Origin of the sequence: Mesorhizobium sp. M0159 (assembly GCF_040322295.1) — a bacterium.
Taxonomy (GTDB): domain Bacteria; phylum Pseudomonadota; class Alphaproteobacteria; order Rhizobiales; family Rhizobiaceae; genus Mesorhizobium.
In genome coordinates this window covers 26,471-42,917 of the sequence record NZ_JAMYTF010000024.1, presented here as the reverse complement: position 1 = coordinate 42,917, position 16,447 = coordinate 26,471, and the positions used below count along the sequence as shown (strand labels likewise).

Below are 16,447 nucleotides of genomic sequence, written 5' to 3'. Positions count from 1 at the left end.
GAGCGAACTGGCGGCTTTAGATGTTGCCGAGCGGCGCGTCCGGCACGGAGAGCGATGCTGTCAACCACAAGCGTCTGCGCGGGCGAGGAGAAAGGCCGCCTCGCGCACGTTGCGGGTGAGCTTGGCCGCAGCCTCGAATTCGGCGCGGGCCTCGGTCAGCCGGCCGGCCCGAAACAGAAAATCGCCCCTCGCCGCCGGCAATGGCGCATAATTGCGCAAGGCGGCGGCGTCGGCAATCTCGTCTACCAGCCGCAGGCCCGCTTCGGGCCCGAAGGCCATGCTGTGGGCGACCGCGCGATTGAGATCGACCACCGGCGAGGGCATCACTGCACGCAGCCGGTCGTAGAGCGCTGCGATACGGGGCCAATCGGTATCGGCCGGACTGCGCGCCCGCGCGTGACAGGCTGCAAGCGCGGCCTGCAACCCATAGGGGCCATCGCCCCCGAGGGCTTCGGCACGGGCCAGCGCGTCAAGGCCTCGGCGGATCAGCAGCTGGTCCCAGCGCGCGCGGTTTTGCTCGGTCAGGGTCAAGAGGGCGCCGTCCGGCCCGATGCGTGCCGGCAGGCGCGATGCCTGGATTTCCATTAGAGCCAGCAGGCCGAACACCTCGGCATCCTCGGCCATCAGACCCGCCAGCATGCGGCCCAGCCGTTGTGCCTCCAGGCACAGGCTCGGCCGGACAAGGTCGTCGCCTGCCGTGGCAGCATAGCCTTCATTGAAGATGAGATAGATGACCTCCAGCACCGAGGACAGACGCGCCGCACGCTCGGCGCCGCGCGGCACCTCGAAGCTGAGCCCGGCCTTTCCGATCGTCCTCTTTGCGCGGACGATGCGCTGGGCGATCGTCACCTCGCTCGACAGGAAAGCACGGGCGATCTCGTCTGTCGTCAGGCCGCCGATGACACGCAGCGTGAGCGCCGCGCGGGCGTCGGCCGAAAGTATGGGGTGGCAGGCTGTGAAGATGAGGCCCAGCAGCTCGTCGCCAAGATCGTCGTTCATGGCCATTTCGTTTCCCTCGGCCGTACCATCGCACTCGCCGTCCAGCTCCCGCGCGATCTCCTCATGCTTGCGCTCGCGCATCTTGTCGTGACGGATCGCGTCGATGGCGCGGCGTTTGGCGACCGTCATCAGCCAAGCGCCGGGATTGGCCGGAACGCCGGTCCTGGACCATTCGGATAAGGCTATGACCAGGGCGTCCTGCACCAGTTCCTCTGCAAGATCGACATTGCGCACGATGCGGGCCAGGCCCGCGATGAGCCGGGCTCGTTCAATGCGAAAAATCGCCTCGATCGCCTGCTGCGTCTCGCCTGCCGTCATGCTGCCTTATCGGCCAAAGCCATAACGAAGGCAAAGCAGGTTGCGGCCGACAGGTTCAGTTGCCGCTGAGCTTCTCACGCGCCCGGTCATGGATTTCCGCGACCTCCGGCGTCAGATTCCCATTGCCAATCAGCCATCTCGTACAGCGGCCGGATTTCAATCTCGCTCGGTCCCGGCATGGGATTGGGGCAGCGCTTCACCCAGGCGACCGCCTCGTCCATGTCCTTGACTTCCCAGAGCCAAAAGCCGGCGACCAGTTCGCGGGTCTCGGCGAAAGGCCCGTCGATGACCGTCCGGCGGGGACCATCGAACGCAACGCGCTTGCCCTGCGAGGAGGGCTTGAGGCCATCGGCGTCGAGCAAGATGCCGGCATTGCGCAGCTCGTCGTTAAACCTGCCCATCGCCTCCATCGCCTCCTTCGCCTCGGGCGTGGGGACAAAGCCCTTTTCGCTGTCCTCGGTAGCCTTCACGAGCACCATCACACGCATCGTCTGTCTCCTTGTTGAGCCGGACTCACCGGCCGGCATCGAAACGACGAACGGAGTTTAGGAAATCGACATTGTCCTGCAAATTTTTTTCGAGGTTGAGGAGAAAGCCGCCGATCGCGGCTCGTCTGGTCAGGAATCGCGATGGCGCGATATCGAGATTGGGCGCAACGCTGGTCGCCGATTGTAAGTAATTGAGTGGCTCGCCTAAACCATTTCGGGACGTTTTGAGGCCTCGCGGATCGCCTTGTGCACGCTGCGCTGCAAATCCATGAAGGCCGGGGTTTCCATGACCTCTTCCCGGCGCGGGCGCTCGATGTCGACATTGAAGGTCTGCATGATGCGTCCCGGGCCGATCCCCATCACGACGATGCGGTCCGACAGGTAGACGGCTTCTTCCACATCATGGGTGACGAAGAGCACGGTGAGCCTGTGCTCCTCCCAGATCTGCGTCAGGAGTTCCTGCATCTGATGCCTGGTCAAGGCATCGAGCGCGCCAAAGGGCTCGTCCATCAGAAGCATTTTGGGTCGATAGGAAAGGGCACGCGCTATGGCCACCCGTTGCTTCATGCCGCCAGAAAGCTCAGACGGATAGCGATTGGCGCTGTGCGGGAGCTTGACCAGATCGAGATGCTCGCGTGCTATCCTGCGGCAGGTCGCGCGATCATGACCCGCGGCCTTGAGCGCGAACTCGATGTTCTGCTGCGCCGTCAGCCAGGGAAGCAGGGTGTAGGACTGGAAGACGACGCCGCGGTCGAGGCCCGGCTGCAGGATCGGCGCGCCATCGATGGCAAGATCTCCCGCGTCGAAATCCTGCAGTCCGGCAACGATCGACAGCAGCGTGCTCTTGCCGCAACCCGACGTGCCCACCAGCGAGACGAACTCGTTGTCGGCAAGATCGAGATTGATATCGCGCAGCACTTCCGTGCGCCGCGCGCCCGTGCCGAAGCTCTTGTGGAGACCTTTGATCCCCAATTTGGGCAAACTCATCGGCCCGGCCTCATTGCACGTGGCCCTCCTGCCGGAACAGCACTTTTCCCAGTGCCTTCATGACCTGGTCGGTAATGAGGCCAAGCACGCCCAGTAGCAGGATGTAGCCGATGATGGTGTTTGTCTGGAAATAGCGTTGGGACACGGTGATGCGGTAGCCGAGGCCTGATGTCGCCGCGACAAGTTCCGCCAACACCAGCCAGGTCCATGCCCAGCCGAGACTGATGCGTAACGTATCCCAGATGCCTGGCAAGGCGCTGGGAACCACGATGCGCGTCAGGATCCTGCGATCCGGCAGGCCGAGTGTCCTGCCAAGGCCAATGAAATCAGCGGGAACCCGCTTCACATTGTCCATGATCATCAGCACCTGCTGAAAGAAGGTGCCGATGAAGATGATCAGGAACTTCTGGGCATCGCCGGTCCCCGACCACAGGATGGAGAGGGGCACGAAAGCGACCACCGGCATGTAGCGGATAAAATCCACAAGCGGCTCGATCGCCGCTTCCCAGGTCCTGAAGCTGCCGATCAGCACGCCAATCGGAATCGCCAATGCCGAGGCGATGAGGAAGCCAATGGAAATACGGTATATCGAGGCTCTGACATCCAGCCACAGCGTGCCGTCACCCGAGAGCTTGCCGAGCTGGGTCACCACGCTCCCCGGCGAGGGCAGGAAAATCGGCTTTACCAGCCCCAGCCCCGTTGCCGCCCACCAGGCGAGACCGAGGCCGGCAAAAACCGCCACTGCTATCATCAGGAAGCGCGAGCGTGCGATGGGCGCGCCGATCCCGGAAGATCGGCGACGGCGCATCGGCTGTTTGATCACCGGCCCCGGCGCTGCGTGAGACGGGCTTGGCTTGGTCGCACGCTGCTCGGACATTTGCGTCACCACCGCAAGCCGGCCCTCGTCATTTCGCGGCCTTGACGAATGACGGGTCGATCATCTGCTCCGGCGTCACGTCCGCCTGAAGCAGCCCGGCGTTCTTGGCGGCTGCCTCGACATCGGCGAATGTCTTGGTGGAAAATTCGCCCGTCAGCGCATCCTTGTTTTCGGCGAGAGTATAGTATCGCACGCCATCAAAGGCGGTGTTGAGGTCTTCGACGCTCGAACCGACCGCCTTGGAGATGATCGCCCGGCCGTCGGGCGTGTCGGCATTGTAAGCCTTCAGGGCCGCATCCCAGGTCTTGATCATGGCAAGCACCTGGCCGGGACGCGACTTGATCACCTCATCGCGCACCACGAACACGTCACTGATCAGGCCGGGATCTTCGCCTGCGGTGAAGAGCAGCTTGACGTCCTTGTTCTGTGCCCTGGCCGCGGTGAGATAGGGCTCATAGGTCACCGCGACCGGGACCTGGCCGGCGATCAACGCACTGCCGGCATCCGCCGCCGGCATTGGAACCGGCTGGACATCGGCGATGGACATGCCGTTCTTGGCGAGCGCGTATTTGAGCAGGATGTCGCTCGTCGTGCCTTCCTCGAAAGCCACCTGCTTGCCCTTGAGGTCGGCGACGGAGGCGACGTCCTTGCCGGCGATCATGGCGTCCGCCGTCATGCTGACGTCGAGCAGAAGCACGATCTTTACCGGCAGGCCGGCCGCTACCATGCCCATAGCCGTGTGGGTCGCGATGTTGGCGGCATCGAGCTGGCCGCTCGCCAGGGCGGCGTTGATGTCCTTGTCCTCGGCGAAGTTCACGATCTGCACGTCGGACAGCCCGTTTGCCTTGAACAGACCCTTGGCTTCGGCGACGTGCCACTGGCCGTAGCCAAGCCATGGCTCGATGCCTATCTTGAACGTTCCTGCCTCAGGCGTCGCCGGAATTGTCGTGTCGGCCGCGTAGACCGCCGGGGCAAACCCGACGGCAGCAGCCATAACGAGTGCCCGAAATTGTCCTGCTAGGTTACGCATCATCTTGTTCCCCTTGATGATCAGGCCGCTTTTTTGAACCAAACATCCGGCCTGGTGAGAATGCGGGCTTCTGCTCTTGCGGCACCGTGCCTCGGCATCTTAGCTGTCCGTTCAACGAAAGTGCGACGACACTTCAACGTCAGCAACAGCGGATGTCAAGGCTAAATACATACATGCATATACAAGTTAGCTCCCTCCTTCCGACTCTGATTCGCTTCACTGCGATCAGGTTTTTTTGGATGGAGAATATCGACTGCCAAGCGAGTAGCGGCTGCCAACGTAAGTCAGCTTGCTGATCGTGGCAACGACGGCGCCCGTCCATGTCCGGCGATGCAGAAACAGGCAGCAGCTGCCGACGTCGATGCCCAGATACCGCGCCGTCTCGGCATCGGCAGGGGTCGCCGAGATGATGTGCTCGACCTCCGTCACCGGGGTTTTCTGCATGAGGTAGTCGTAGGTCGCTGTCCTGGAAAAATCCTGCTTGTCATAGTCGGGTATCAGGCCCGGGTTGACGAAGCGCTCTTCCAATTGCACAGGCAGGTCGTTCTCGAAGTTGACGACGATGGAATGATAGACCGACACGCGCTTTGCAAACTCGAACGAAAGCGCGAGCTCCTTTGTCGGCATGATCTTTTCGAGGACGATAACCTCGGAGCGATGCCTGTTTCCCCGCGCGACAATTTCCGCCGCGATGTTGTTGATCTCGATCAGTGCGGATTGCGGTCGAGGTGGCGCGATGAATGTGCCGACGCCCTGGAGCCGGATCAGAAAACCCGCAGAGGTCAACTCCCGCAAGGCACGATGGACCGTCATCCGAGACACGCCGAGTGTCGCCACGAATTCATTTTCGGACGGCAGCTTGCGGTCCTTGCTCCATCGCCCCGTTCCGATGTTCGTCAGGATGTAGTCCTTGACCTTCTCGTAAAGAGGGCTGGCGGTGTCGGGCAAAGTGATCATTTCAAAAATCCTTTCCGGCAAGGTTCGGAAATCACACGCGCCCGGCAGACCGCATCCGGATGATTGTTTTCAAACCATCGCCCTGTCCCGCCAACAACCGCTCATAGGCTGCGGGAACATCATCCAGGCCAATCTCGCGGTCGATCAGTTCGACCATGGGCTCGGTCAATTCGCCGAGCATCCGGATGGCGTCGGGAAGCTCATCGGCAAAGGCGTGGCATCCCAGCAATGCTATTTCGCGTTCAACCAGAATGTTGGGATCGATATCGAGGCGGCCATGGAATATGCCGACCATCGCAACGGTGCCGCCGGCATCGAGAACGCCGAGCAACTGGCCGAGTGCTGCGACGCTGCCGGTCGCTTCGACGGCAGCGAGCAAGGGGGCATCCGCGGTGGCGGCGGCAATGGCGTCCCGGTTCAAGTCGACGATGCTGGCGCCGGTCACACGCGCCACGCGGGCGCAGCGGCCCTGATTGCGGTCGGCGACGAGCACGGTACCTGCCAATGTCCGGCAAAGCCGCAGGGCGGCACGCCCGCCATTGGTCCCGCAGCCGCCGACAAGAACGGAACCGGCCGTTTTCGGCAGACGCCGCACTGCGTGCAACGCTACAGCCAGCGGCTCGGCCATCGCCGCGACCCGTTCGTCAAGCACGGCATCGACGGTATGCAAGAGGCGCGCGGGCAGGACCGCCTGTTCGGCAAATCCGCCGTCGCATATCTCGCCGACAAAGCCCAGCGACGTGCAAAGATGCCGCCTGCCTGCATGGCATTGCGCGCATTCTCCACACCAGAAACGGGAATCGGCGACCACTCGGTCGCCAACAGCGATGGTGTCCACGCCCTCGCCGATGGCGATCACCGTGCCTGTCAGCTCATGGCCAGCCGTCGAAGGCGACCGGCTTATCCATTGGCCCGTGCGAAAGTTGTGAAGATCGGAACCGCAAATGCCTGCGGCATCGACCCTCAGCTTCACCCAGCCTGGCTCGGGAGCGCCTGGCGCGGCGATATCCTCGACGCGCAAGTCGCCGGGTCCATAGAGTCGCGCCGCCCTCATCGTCATCGTTTCCGCTCAGCCGGCAAGATAGCGATCGCGGATCTCCGAAACCGCGTTCTCATGCGAGCTGAACCCTTCGTAGCGGGCGAGCCTGCGGGCATGCAGGGCGAGTTCCGGATAGGCCGCCGAGGTCACATAGCCGACCGACGATCTCTTGACGAAATCCGTCACGGAAAGCGGTCCAAAGGTTCGCGCCCACCGGCTGGTCGGCAGCACCGCATTGGGTCCCAGGACGAAGTTGGCGAGGGTCACCGGCGTATGCGGACCCATGAGGATCTCGGCAGCTTCCGTGATACGTCCGAGATGCGCAAATGGCTCCGTTGACAGAATCTCGAGGTGCTCCGGCGCATAGTCGTTGATGAACCGGTAGCTGTCCTCCAGCGACTCGGTCAGTACGATGCCGCCGCGTTTCCCAGTCAGCACCGCGCGCGAGAACTCCACACGCTGTTCGCTCATCCGGGACCAGTGTTCCGGTATCGCAATCAACGCGGCTTCGGCGACCTTGCGGCTGTGCGTCACCAGGTAGGCCGAGGAATCCGGCCCGTGCTCGGCCTCGATCAACAGATCAAGAGCAGCCAGGCCGCCGTCGACGCTGTGATCGGCAAAAATGATCGCTTCGGACGGACCGGCGGGCAGGCCTGTGTTGATGATCGGGGACAACACGCTCTTTGCCGCCACCACCCACGGGCTCCCCGGCCCGACGATCTTGACGGCAGGCTTCACGGTCTCGGTTCCATAGGCGACGGCGGCGACCGCATGGGCGCCGCCGCACTTGTACACGGTCTCCACGCCGGCGAGGCGGGCAGCAACCAGCGTCGCGGCGTCGACGGAACCATCCGAAGTCGCAGGCGTCACGATCGCGATCTGGGGAACCCCGGCAATCACCGCCGGAACCGAGGTCATCATCGTCACCGAGGGAAAGGCGCCTTTGCCGCGCGGAACATAAAGCGCAACGGAAGCAATCGGTGTGTATCGGTCGCCCGCATAGGCGCCCGGCCGAACTTCCTTGAGCCACATCGTTTCCGGGCGCTGCTCCTCGTGGAAATGCCTTATGTTCTCGATGCCGAACCGGATACTCTCCACGACATCCTTCTCGACCTTGTCGAATGCCGCGTCGAACTCCGCTTCCGAAACTTTCAGTCCACCGTCGGCAACATCGGCTTTGTCGAGTTCGCGTGTAAACCGGAGCAGTGCCGCGTCACCTTCATCCTTGACGGCCTGGATGATTGGACGGACCTTTTCGATGAAGGAAGACAGATCTCCTTCGGCGCGTTTCAGTAAACTGGCCCGCTGATCGACACTGAGGGATGACAGGCGGTGGAAGCTGACGTCAGACATGGCGGCTCCTTTTCTTAGAACGCAATTACGATTAGCGCTTGTCGATCACTTCTGGGACACGTCTCCGGCCCCTGAAGCCTTCAAATCGATGCGAGAAAGCCTCCATCCACGGGAATGGACTGGCCGGTTATGTAGGCTGCCGCATCCGAAGCGAGGAACACCGCGATTCCGTGCAGGTCCGAGAGATCACCAAAACGGCGCTGCGGAATCTTGGCGAGCATCGATTGCTGCCATGCCTCGTTGCTGTAGAACACGTCTGTCATCGCTGTCCTGAAATAGCCAGGCGCAATGGCGTTGACCCGGATCCCGAGATCGGCCCACTCCGCTGCAAGCGCCCGCGTCATGCCGAGGAGGCCTGATTTCGACGAGCCGTACGGCACCGCCGTGGGAATCCCGACCTCGGAGGTCAGCGAGCAGAGATTGATAATGACGCCGGGCCGTCCGGCGTCTCTCATCTGCCGCGCGGCGGCTTGGGCGCAGAAGAAGGCGCCTTTGAGATTCGTATCGACAATCCGGTCCCACAAGGCCTCGTCGACATCGAGTGAAGGCCGGACCTCTTCCACCCCCGCATTGTTGACGAGAATATCGAGACCTCCGAGCAGGCTGCCGGCCTCGGCTGTCGCCGCCCGGCAGCGGTCGACATCGGTGACATCCAGGGCGATGGCATGCGCGACCCCGCCGGCGGTGCGGATGGCGGCCATCGTCTTCTCGAGCGAGGCCACGCTGCGCGCCGTGACCGCGACGTCGGCGCCGGCCGCGCTGAGCGCCTCGGCGATGCTGCGCCCGATGCCACGGCTTGCGCCGGTTACAAGCGCCTTCCTGCCTGACAGATCGAAGAGAGATGCGTTGCGCATGTCATCCTCCTTGGTAATGTCGCGCTTGGACCGATCGCGTCGAGACTATCCGAATGCAGCTTATCTATACAAGCATGTACATCATGGCTGTAGTGCGCCATGCGGAACTTTGCTTGTCAGAGCGGCAGCGCATTGGCCGACATCGGACCGGACTACGCGGTTCGCCCCAGCCCATCTGGAGTTCATCGGGAGGGATAGATGAAGCGCGCAGTAGACCACGACGCGATGAGCGTGGTTGGCTATACCACCCCCTGGAGTGCCAAAACAGGCCAGCGGATCAAGCTCAGCCTGTCATGCGATCGGCCGATAAAGGCCACACGAATTTGCCGGCTCGACAAGCCGGCTCCGGAATTTCTCGCCTGGCCCATCGAAACGGTAGGTGAAGCACGGCGTCGGCATTTCGACCAAGGGTCGTTCCTGTTCGTGCGAGCCGGCGAACTGGCCAAAGTACAAGCCGTCCACGGCATACGTTTTGAGCTGTTCCTCACGCGCAACGAAGGTGCGCGCACGATCCTGGAGGCAGGCGCCCTCGGGCTGCGCCTCCGCGACGGCGCATTTGTCGTGGAAATCGGCGGCGAAACCCCTGTCGAGAAGAAGGCGCCAACTGGTGTGTGGCTCACTGTCGAGTTGGACCTGCGGCAGGAACAATCGCGTCTGCGCATCAAATCCCATGATCTTCTCGCGCCTTACGAACTCCATGAAGGTTTTGGCGGCCCGGCGCGGAACCTCCAGGCGCACGGCATCCATTTCGGCGCAAGTGCCACCAACCACGAACCTACCCTCAACGCGAAATTTGCTGCGATCCGGCTCGACACCCCACACGGGACTGTTGCCTGGAGTTTCCCGACGCTGTTAGCAACGCAACCGATCCTGTCGTCGGGCGGAGCAGATCCGCTGCTCCTAGATGTGATCAATCAGCCAGCCTTCTGCGTGACTTCGGCACGCTGGGACGGATCGAGCTTCGAGCCTCGCTTGGTGCCGTCGCACTACGACGCTATCCATTGCCACGACGACGACATCGGCCCGCTTGAGTGGCCGGCATCGCACCAAACGACGATCCCTGAAAACGCACACCCAGGCGTCTACGCGTTCCAGGTCGAATGGGAGGGTGGCTACGAACGCGTGGTGTTCTTCGTCACCTCTTCACAGGTTTCGTCGCCGCTGTTGTATCTCGTGCCGACGGCGACCTATCTCGCTTATGCGGACGAATGTCTCCCGGATCATCTTTATGAATGGAAAGGCGACGACCGCGGACATCGCTTCGCGATCGCCAACAATCTGAAATCCCTTTACGACTACCATTCCGACCTTAGCGGTGTTTCCATTTGCTCCTACAAAAAGCCGAAAGTGACGCTCAGGGACGATTACGATTATCCGCTCTGCGGCTGCCCACACAATTTGCCGGTCGATCTGCATTTCCTCCGATTCTGCCACGACAATGGAATCGTGTTTGACGTCATGACCGATCACGATTTGCACGAATGCGGCATAGACGGTTTGCGTCGACATCAAGCCGTCGTCACCGGCAGTCATCCCGAATATATGTCGATCGAGATGGAGCAGGCGCTGCGGCAGTTTGTAGCCGAAGGCGGCAGCATCGCCTATCTCGGCGGAAACGGCTTTGCTGCCACTGTGGCTTTCAAGGACGATCTGATGGAGTTGCGGCGCTCGCCGCTGGAGGCCGGCCGCACCTGGGACGGCCCGGTCGCCGATCAGGCGCTGTCGATCACCAACGAACTAGGCGGCTATCTCCGCTGCCGCGGCCGAGGCGAATTCTCGCTGATCGGCGGTGCAATCTCATTGATGGGTTTCGATGGCGCACGCCCCTTCACGCGCACTGAGGAAAGCCATGAAGCAGGATGCGCATGGCTGTTCGAAGGCGTTGAAAATGCGACCTTCGGCACCGACGGCATCGTGCTGGGCGGTGCCGCGGGCTACGAAGTGGATGCGACGGACCCAGCCCTCGGCACTCCCGGTGACACCGTCGTGATCGCGCGTGCGACGGGATTTCCCGACAGCTTCTTCCAGGATCCGACGCGCTGGTATGAGGGCGGGGATACGCAACGCATCGCCCGCCGCTGCGCCGAAATGACCCTGCGAAAGCTCGCAGCAGGCGGCTTGATCTTTTCCGCAAGTTCGGTTGCCTGGTGCGGCGCGCTGCCAGCCGCAGGCGCCATGAACGATGTCGGCAGGATCACGCTCAATCTGCTTACTCGCCTCGGCGCCACGAAAGGAGAACCCGGCCGAGAAAAATCGATAAGCTGATTGGCGCCGTTACGGAAAGACCCGTATCCGGTTTTGGGAATTAAATCAGTCGGCGTGCACCAGCTTCGTCTCACATGCCTCTCGCCACCTGGCGGACGGCAGTTGCCTCAGCCGCAACCTTCAGGTGCGCTGCTTTGACAAACGGCGCTGAACCAGAATTTGGCGCGGCATCAACGACACCCTCGCCGACTAGGCAAGGAAGCTCGGTATCCCTTCTTCGGCGGCGCGCAAGCGTCGTCGGACTATCCCGCAACGAATTGTCGGAACTGACCGATCTGGCCCGTCCTTGGGTCTCACCAGCGCAAGGAAGAAGCGATGAGAGACCTGATCTTGAAGATGTCCATATCGATCGACGGCTTCGTGAGTGCCCTGGATGGCCGAAACACATGGATGTTCGGCGCCGATCAAGAGGCGAAGGCCTGGGGCGTAGAGTTCATATGGAACTCGAGCCTGCACATCATGGGCAGCCGCAGCTTCCGTGACATGGCCGCCTGGTGGCCGATCTCCTGCGACCAGTTCGCGGCGCCGATGAACCAGATCCCCAAGGCCGTCTTCTCACGACGGGGACCGGAGATCCTGAGGGAGGTGAGCAAGTCGGCGGCGCTCGATGAGGCTCGCGCCGTCAACGCGGGAACCGGTCAGCCGGCAAAGTTGCAGCCCGGTGGTGAAAGTTGGGCGGAGGCCTATGTGGCGAGCGGTGACTTGGCGGAGGAAGTCGCGAAGTTGAAAGCCCAAGAGGGCAAGCCGATCATCGCCCACGGCGGAGTGAGCTTCGCCCGGAGTCTCGTCGCCCAAGGACTGGTCGACCAGCTCGCCCTGACGGTGGCCCCCGTGGCGCTGGGCAAAGGCCTGCCGCTGTTCTCCGAACTGGTCGCGCCGATGTCTCTCAAGCTGGTGAGCTCGAAAGCCTTCCCGGGGGGCGCGGTGGCGCAGATTTACCGGCCAACGTGAACACGTCAGAGAATGTGTGCAGCCAACGAACCGACGAAGTGAGGGCGAGGTATAAATGAATGCGATCCCTTCGGATCGTCGTCGATCGATAGGAGCCTGTGCATGGCGAAGCTTGTGTTCGGAATGATGCAGTCGCTCGACGGCTATGTCGCTGGCGCCGAGGGCAGGCCCGGGCTGCCGATGCCGGGCGAGGCGCTCCATCGCCACTTCAACGCCCATGTGCGCGGGATCGCCGGCAGCCTCTACGGCCGGCGCATGTACGAGGTGATGCGCTATTGGGACGAGGATCAGCCGGGACAGGACCAGGTCGGGCGCGACTTTGCGGCAGCCTGGCGGGCGCAGCCGAAATGGGTCGTCTCTCGCACCCTGAAGTCGGTCGGGCCGAACGCCACGCTGGTGGACGACGATCTCAAAGGGTTCGTTAGGGCGCTTAAAGCCGAACACGAGGGCGAGATCGAAGTCGCCGGACCGGAGCTTGCGGGTAGTCTGACCGAGCTTGGCCTTATCGATGAGTACCGGCTCTACTTCCGTCCCATCGTGCTTGGTCGCGGCAAGGCATTCTTCGCCGGCCCGCGGCCACCGCTGCGTCTCGTGGCCAGCGACCGGGTTGGCGAGGACGCCATCAGGTTGACGTACGTTCCCGCCTGATCACAACCCACCCGACACCCTAACGTCCGTCGGACCGAATTTGAGCTCATTCCCACTCGATCGTTTTGAGCCATGGTAACGCGTTGACGCGGCAGCACAAACTTTTCTGCACGCCCTAAAGAACCGACTCTGCGATCCGTCAGAAATCTGCGCTCTTGATTTCAAAAGGGAATTTCGGCGATTCGGGATCGGCTCGGTTTCGGCGACTATCGACAACAATCGGTCGATTTTCGACAGCCGCGCCGCAACAAGCCGCGACCCACTGGGGACCAAAAAAGGACCGTCAAACACGGCCGAACGGTCCGCACGGTAGCGCCCGGCATTCGCTCGTCGCCGTGGCGTGCCTCACTTGCCGTATGACGCAAGGAACACCCGTACGCCGGCCGCGGCGTGCCGTCGAAGCTTCGCCGGTTTCGGAATCGACTCGTCACCCAACAGCATGGCCCTGTTCAATGGCTCGCCCATAATCAACCAATTGAACTGGGAAGCGGCGACGGCCGGATCATCGATCGCAAGCAGGCCGCGATCAGCCAAGCGCTCGAACAACACTGCCATCGCCGCAATTGCGCGCCCGGGTCCGCCATCGAAGAGCGCCTTTGCCAGTTCTGGGAAGCGGCCGACCTCGCCGATCACCAGACGGCGCAGCTGCATGACGCGCGGCGTGAGTACAGTGGTAAGCTGTCGGTACGCATAGCGCTGAAGATAATCGGCAATATCTTCGCCCTCGGCGAGTTCGGGCATTTTACTGTGGACCCTATCGCTGGCTCGATTGGTCACGCTGCTCACGATCTCCACGAACAGCATCTCCTTGTTCGGAAAATTCTTGTAGACGGTCTGTTTCGACACCGCCGCAAGCGCCGCGATCTCGTCCATATTGGTGGCCAGATAGCCCTTTTGCAGAAACACTTCTGTCGCCGCCTCGAGGATGGCCCGCCGCTTTTTCGCCGACCGGCCGTGCGGTTCGAGTTCTTCTGAAACACCTGCTGAACGCGTCGTGGTCATGCTCCTGGCGTGTCCGCTGCCGATTGACTCATGGTACTGGACCGTCTAGTTTGATTTGGACCGAGATGCAATGGGGAGAGATCGACAATGCACATCCAGTTCGCGGAGCTTCCGGTGTTCGACCAGGAACGCGCCAAGGCGTTCTGCATCGATCACCTGAACTGCCGCGTCGTCGCCGATCAGCCAATGGGCAATGATGGGTGGCGATGGATCGAACTCGGATTTCCAGGTGCCGAAACCACCCTCCACTTCCTAAGGCGCAAGGACGAAACACCATCTGAGGGGCCCGTCCTCGTGCTGGTTGACAACGAAATCGAAGTCACCGTTCAGAGACTCAAATCGCGAGGCGCCGAGATCATAGCAGAACCGCGCCCCGCGCCATGGCAACCGGGGCGCACGATCGCGGAATTTCGGGACAGCGAGGGCAATCGCATGATGATCACCAGCAGATGACGCACTCACCTATCATGACCGCAACTTGCTCTTGCGGTGGCGTCGAACTCAAAGCCTTTGGCAGGCCGATCGTGAGCAGTGCCTGCTACTGCGACGACTGCCGGAAGGGAGCTGATCAGATCGAAGCTTTGCCAGGTGCTGGCGCCATACGCGATCCCGATGGCGGCACCGCATACATCCTCTATCGAAAGGACCGCATCGAGTGCTCCAAGGGGGCCGAATTGCTGAGGGGTTACAAGCTTAAGGAAACTTCAGCCACGAATAGGGTCATCGCCATGTGCTGCAATTCAGCGATGTTAATGAACTTCGATAGAGGTCCGCATTGGGTCTCGGCATACAGAGCGCGGTTTCACGGAGAACTCCCGCCACTGCAGCTGCGGATTTGCACTAAGTTCAAGTCGGACAGCGATGTCATTCCTGACGACGTGCCGAGCCACCGGGGTTATCCTCTAGGGTTCGTCGTTAAACTTTTGGCATCGCGCGTGGCGATGTTGCTAGGTCGATAAACCGGCCGCCAGCCTGCGCGATAAGACATTCAGATAGGTGCGCAAATCGGATACAGCCTTGCCGCTCAGGGTTCAGGCCTGAACGAATTTCTGTAGGCGATCCGCCACGATCAGCCCTGCCCGGCTGTTCAAGTGCACGCCGTCGGTGTGAAATAGCCAGCCATTTACGCGGGCGACATCATCCGGACGCTGCCGCAGCACCAGTACGCGAAAAGCATCGCGATAGAATGGAAGAAAGTTGAACGCCGTGTAGGCCCGGCCAGGGCGAGGCGCGAACCGCCTCGGTGAGCGCCTCATGGAGCGGGACATAGCCGCAGCGTTCCTCGTGCGCGATGGCCGCCACGATCGCAGAATATTCCTTGATCCGCCGGTTGAACTCGCTCTGGAACGGGTCGTCCGAATCCGGCGCTTCTCCTATCGGAGGGAGCGAGCAAAGGCCGATGTCCGCCGCCGTCTCGCGCTTCAGCCTGCGTGCTATCTCGGCCAGATTCTCGTGGAACCAATCGGGCGAAGGCGTGCGGGGCAGACGCTTCCAAAACGTAAAGAACCGCCGCACTTTGCGTGACACGAGCGTGAGAACATCATTCCCGCCGACCCAGACGATGACCTTGTCGGGACGACAGGCGAGCACATCCGGCAACCGCTGCAGCGCGTTGTAGGCCAAGTCGCCGCCGACGCCAAAATTCCGGAACTCAAATTGCCCGTTGCCCGGCCGCCGGCGGAGCTCCGCCAGGCCAGAAGTGAGAAATCGTCGCCTTATGCTCTTCCCAAAACGGCTGGCCCAGTCATGAGTTTCAGGTCGGATTCCGCGGCGTTTTCCAACATCCATGGGCAGGCATAATAATCTTCGATGCGATCGATGACGCGACCGGCGACATGGACACGAACCGGCCACGCGACCTGCCACCGGTCGCCTCGCTGGAAGAGCACGATCAGGACAGGCTGTCCGTCGATCGCCCCCAACTCCATGGTCCACGTCTCCGGGTTTCGCTCGTATTCGACGAAATAGGGAGAACTTCTGAGCAGGCCGTCGAAGCAGTCGGCGACCCGCAACCGAGCATCGGCGCTGGTGAGGCTCCGCACGCCATCCCAGTCATGGCGGTTGAAGAGGTCAACATAGCGCTGCAAGAGCCGCGCGGTGTCGGGATCAAGCGGACGGTTCGGTTCACCGGCAGGTTCAGGGGGCAAGTCGGCGAGCTTCGCCCGTCCGCGGGAGAGCGCGGATTTGACGCCCCCAACCGTCGAGTCCACGAGTTCTGCGGTCTCTTCCAGCGAATAGTCGAACACGTCCTTCAGGAGGAGGCAGGCGCGCTCCTTGGGCGGCAAGCGGCCAACCAGCCGTTCGATGGCGCGGCGTGCATCGGTCGCTGCCGGCTCTGCAGAGACAACGCCGACGTCGTCCGAATAGGCGTGCTCCGCGCGCTCGCGCACATCGCGTCGCCTCAGAAAGTCGATGCAGCGATTGTGAGCGATGCGAAACAGCCAGGGCTTCAGCCGGCGGGCATCGTCGAGGGTCTCAATCTTCGTGTAGGCCTCGAACAGCGTCTCCTGCACGAGATCCTCACCGTCGAGGCGTGAGCCCGTCATGCGGGCGCAGTAGCGATGCAGTTGGGCGCGGACGCCTGACACCGTCTCGAGGAAGGCGCGATATCGCGCATCGAACAGGCCGGTCGGTCGCTCGGGCATGTCCTTCAGCTGCCACATCTTGGTTTCAATTTGC

17 protein-coding genes are annotated in these 16,447 nt (G+C 61.9%); 5 read left to right on the top strand and 12 right to left on the bottom strand.

The window, feature by feature from the left end:
- Positions 1-60 precede the first annotated feature (60 nt).
- From NKJ32_RS21755 to NKJ32_RS21715, 9 genes are all read right to left on the bottom strand, one after another.
- Positions 61-1,317, bottom strand: coding sequence for an RNA polymerase sigma factor (locus NKJ32_RS21755; RefSeq protein ID WP_352828922.1), 1,257 nt, complete (start codon positions 1,315-1,317; stop codon positions 61-63).
- 86 nt (positions 1,318-1,403) lie between these two features.
- Positions 1,404-1,805: a YciI family protein gene (locus NKJ32_RS21750; protein ID WP_352451006.1), complete on the bottom strand. Its 402-nt coding sequence runs from the start codon at positions 1,803-1,805 to the stop codon at positions 1,404-1,406.
- 204 nt (positions 1,806-2,009) lie between these two features.
- Positions 2,010-2,792, bottom strand: coding sequence for an ABC transporter ATP-binding protein (locus tag NKJ32_RS21745; protein ID WP_023676185.1), 783 nt, complete (start codon positions 2,790-2,792; stop codon positions 2,010-2,012).
- Between the two features lie 10 nt (positions 2,793-2,802).
- The gene (locus tag NKJ32_RS21740; protein WP_156937326.1) at positions 2,803-3,600 is read right to left on the bottom strand and encodes an ABC transporter permease; all 798 of its coding nucleotides are present in this window, start codon (positions 3,598-3,600) and stop codon (positions 2,803-2,805) included.
- 97 nt (positions 3,601-3,697) lie between these two features.
- Entirely contained in the window at positions 3,698-4,699 is a 1,002-nt protein-coding gene (locus tag NKJ32_RS21735; protein WP_352615287.1) for an ABC transporter substrate-binding protein, read from the bottom strand.
- A 225-nt stretch (positions 4,700-4,924) separates the two neighbouring features.
- Positions 4,925-5,656, bottom strand: a complete 732-nt coding sequence (gene hutC, locus NKJ32_RS21730; protein WP_023676188.1) for a histidine utilization transcriptional repressor HutC — start codon at positions 5,654-5,656, stop codon at positions 4,925-4,927.
- 31 nt (positions 5,657-5,687) lie between these two features.
- The gene (locus NKJ32_RS21725; RefSeq protein ID WP_352828920.1) at positions 5,688-6,710 is read right to left on the bottom strand and encodes a zinc-dependent alcohol dehydrogenase; all 1,023 of its coding nucleotides are present in this window, start codon (positions 6,708-6,710) and stop codon (positions 5,688-5,690) included.
- A 15-nt stretch (positions 6,711-6,725) separates the two neighbouring features.
- Positions 6,726-8,048, bottom strand: coding sequence for a histidinol dehydrogenase (gene hisD, locus NKJ32_RS21720; RefSeq protein WP_352623152.1), 1,323 nt, complete (start codon positions 8,046-8,048; stop codon positions 6,726-6,728).
- An 80-nt stretch (positions 8,049-8,128) separates the two neighbouring features.
- The gene (locus NKJ32_RS21715; RefSeq protein WP_352784049.1) at positions 8,129-8,902 is read right to left on the bottom strand and encodes an SDR family NAD(P)-dependent oxidoreductase; all 774 of its coding nucleotides are present in this window, start codon (positions 8,900-8,902) and stop codon (positions 8,129-8,131) included.
- A gap of 198 nt (positions 8,903-9,100) precedes the next feature.
- Here NKJ32_RS21715 and NKJ32_RS21710 point away from each other — a divergent pair, with 198 nt between their 5' ends.
- The 3 genes from NKJ32_RS21710 (at position 9,101) to NKJ32_RS21700 (ending at position 12,766) form a co-directional block, all read left to right on the top strand.
- A complete protein-coding gene (locus NKJ32_RS21710; protein ID WP_352828918.1) occupies positions 9,101-11,167 on the top strand; it encodes a N,N-dimethylformamidase beta subunit family domain-containing protein in 2,067 nt (688 codons plus the stop codon).
- Between the two features lie 315 nt (positions 11,168-11,482).
- Positions 11,483-12,118: a dihydrofolate reductase family protein gene (locus NKJ32_RS21705; RefSeq protein ID WP_352828916.1), complete on the top strand. Its 636-nt coding sequence runs from the start codon at positions 11,483-11,485 to the stop codon at positions 12,116-12,118.
- A 102-nt stretch (positions 12,119-12,220) separates the two neighbouring features.
- The gene (locus NKJ32_RS21700; RefSeq protein WP_352828914.1) at positions 12,221-12,766 is read left to right on the top strand and encodes a dihydrofolate reductase family protein; all 546 of its coding nucleotides are present in this window, start codon (positions 12,221-12,223) and stop codon (positions 12,764-12,766) included.
- A gap of 345 nt (positions 12,767-13,111) precedes the next feature.
- Here the strand turns inward: NKJ32_RS21700 and NKJ32_RS21695 are convergent, their stop codons facing one another.
- Positions 13,112-13,768 (bottom strand): TetR/AcrR family transcriptional regulator, encoded by a 657-nt coding sequence (locus NKJ32_RS21695; protein ID WP_023676206.1) that lies wholly within the window; start codon positions 13,766-13,768, stop codon positions 13,112-13,114.
- Positions 13,769-13,855: 87 nt separating this feature from the next.
- On the opposite strand from NKJ32_RS21695, the gene NKJ32_RS21690 reads away from it, so the two are divergent.
- Together NKJ32_RS21690 and NKJ32_RS35530 are read left to right on the top strand one after the other, a co-directional pair.
- Positions 13,856-14,221 (top strand): VOC family protein, encoded by a 366-nt coding sequence (locus NKJ32_RS21690; RefSeq protein ID WP_352569213.1) that lies wholly within the window; start codon positions 13,856-13,858, stop codon positions 14,219-14,221.
- On the top strand, positions 14,149-14,727 hold the full coding sequence (locus NKJ32_RS35530; RefSeq protein WP_502897618.1) for a GFA family protein: 579 nt from the start codon (positions 14,149-14,151) through the stop codon (positions 14,725-14,727). Before NKJ32_RS21690 ends, NKJ32_RS35530 begins: the two co-directional genes overlap by 73 nt.
- Positions 14,728-14,905: 178 nt before the next feature.
- Here the strand turns inward: NKJ32_RS35530 and NKJ32_RS21685 are convergent, their stop codons facing one another.
- On the bottom strand, positions 14,906-15,556 hold the full coding sequence (locus tag NKJ32_RS21685) for an SGNH/GDSL hydrolase family protein (protein ID WP_352634590.1): 651 nt from the start codon (positions 15,554-15,556) through the stop codon (positions 14,906-14,908).
- A complete protein-coding gene (locus NKJ32_RS21680; protein ID WP_352828913.1) occupies positions 15,484-16,431 on the bottom strand; it encodes a sigma-70 family RNA polymerase sigma factor in 948 nt (315 codons plus the stop codon). Before NKJ32_RS21680 ends, NKJ32_RS21685 begins: the two co-directional genes overlap by 73 nt.
- Positions 16,432-16,447 lie beyond the last annotated feature (16 nt).

Excerpts from the sequence above, each read along its gene's own strand:
- NKJ32_RS21685 (WP_352634590.1), bottom strand. The coding sequence starts at position 15,556 with ATGGATGTTGGAAAACGCCGCGGAATCCGACCTGAAACTCATGACTGG.
- NKJ32_RS21690 (WP_352569213.1), top strand. The coding sequence starts at position 13,856 with ATGCACATCCAGTTCGCGGAGCTTCCGGTGTTCGACCAGGAACGCGCC.
- NKJ32_RS21680 (WP_352828913.1), bottom strand. The coding sequence starts at position 16,431 with ATGTGGCAGCTGAAGGACATGCCCGAGCGACCGACCGGCCTGTTCGAT.
- NKJ32_RS21735 (WP_352615287.1), bottom strand. The coding sequence starts at position 4,699 with ATGCGTAACCTAGCAGGACAATTTCGGGCACTCGTTATGGCTGCTGCC.
- NKJ32_RS21700 (WP_352828914.1), top strand. The coding sequence starts at position 12,221 with ATGGCGAAGCTTGTGTTCGGAATGATGCAGTCGCTCGACGGCTATGTC.
- hisD (WP_352623152.1), bottom strand. The coding sequence starts at position 8,048 with ATGTCTGACGTCAGCTTCCACCGCCTGTCATCCCTCAGTGTCGATCAG.
- NKJ32_RS21710 (WP_352828918.1), top strand. The coding sequence starts at position 9,101 with ATGAAGCGCGCAGTAGACCACGACGCGATGAGCGTGGTTGGCTATACC.
- NKJ32_RS21740 (WP_156937326.1), bottom strand. The coding sequence starts at position 3,600 with ATGCGCCGTCGCCGATCTTCCGGGATCGGCGCGCCCATCGCACGCTCG.
- NKJ32_RS21715 (WP_352784049.1), bottom strand. The coding sequence starts at position 8,902 with ATGCGCAACGCATCTCTCTTCGATCTGTCAGGCAGGAAGGCGCTTGTA.
- NKJ32_RS21725 (WP_352828920.1), bottom strand. The coding sequence starts at position 6,710 with ATGAGGGCGGCGCGACTCTATGGACCCGGCGACTTGCGCGTCGAGGAT.
- hutC (WP_023676188.1), bottom strand. The coding sequence starts at position 5,656 with ATGATCACTTTGCCCGACACCGCCAGCCCTCTTTACGAGAAGGTCAAG.
- NKJ32_RS21705 (WP_352828916.1), top strand. The coding sequence starts at position 11,483 with ATGAGAGACCTGATCTTGAAGATGTCCATATCGATCGACGGCTTCGTG.
- NKJ32_RS35530 (WP_502897618.1), top strand. The coding sequence starts at position 14,149 with ATGGCAACCGGGGCGCACGATCGCGGAATTTCGGGACAGCGAGGGCAA.
- NKJ32_RS21745 (WP_023676185.1), bottom strand. The coding sequence starts at position 2,792 with ATGAGTTTGCCCAAATTGGGGATCAAAGGTCTCCACAAGAGCTTCGGC.
- NKJ32_RS21750 (WP_352451006.1), bottom strand. The coding sequence starts at position 1,805 with ATGCGTGTGATGGTGCTCGTGAAGGCTACCGAGGACAGCGAAAAGGGC.
- NKJ32_RS21755 (WP_352828922.1), bottom strand. The coding sequence starts at position 1,317 with ATGACGGCAGGCGAGACGCAGCAGGCGATCGAGGCGATTTTTCGCATT.
- NKJ32_RS21695 (WP_023676206.1), bottom strand. The coding sequence starts at position 13,768 with ATGACCACGACGCGTTCAGCAGGTGTTTCAGAAGAACTCGAACCGCAC.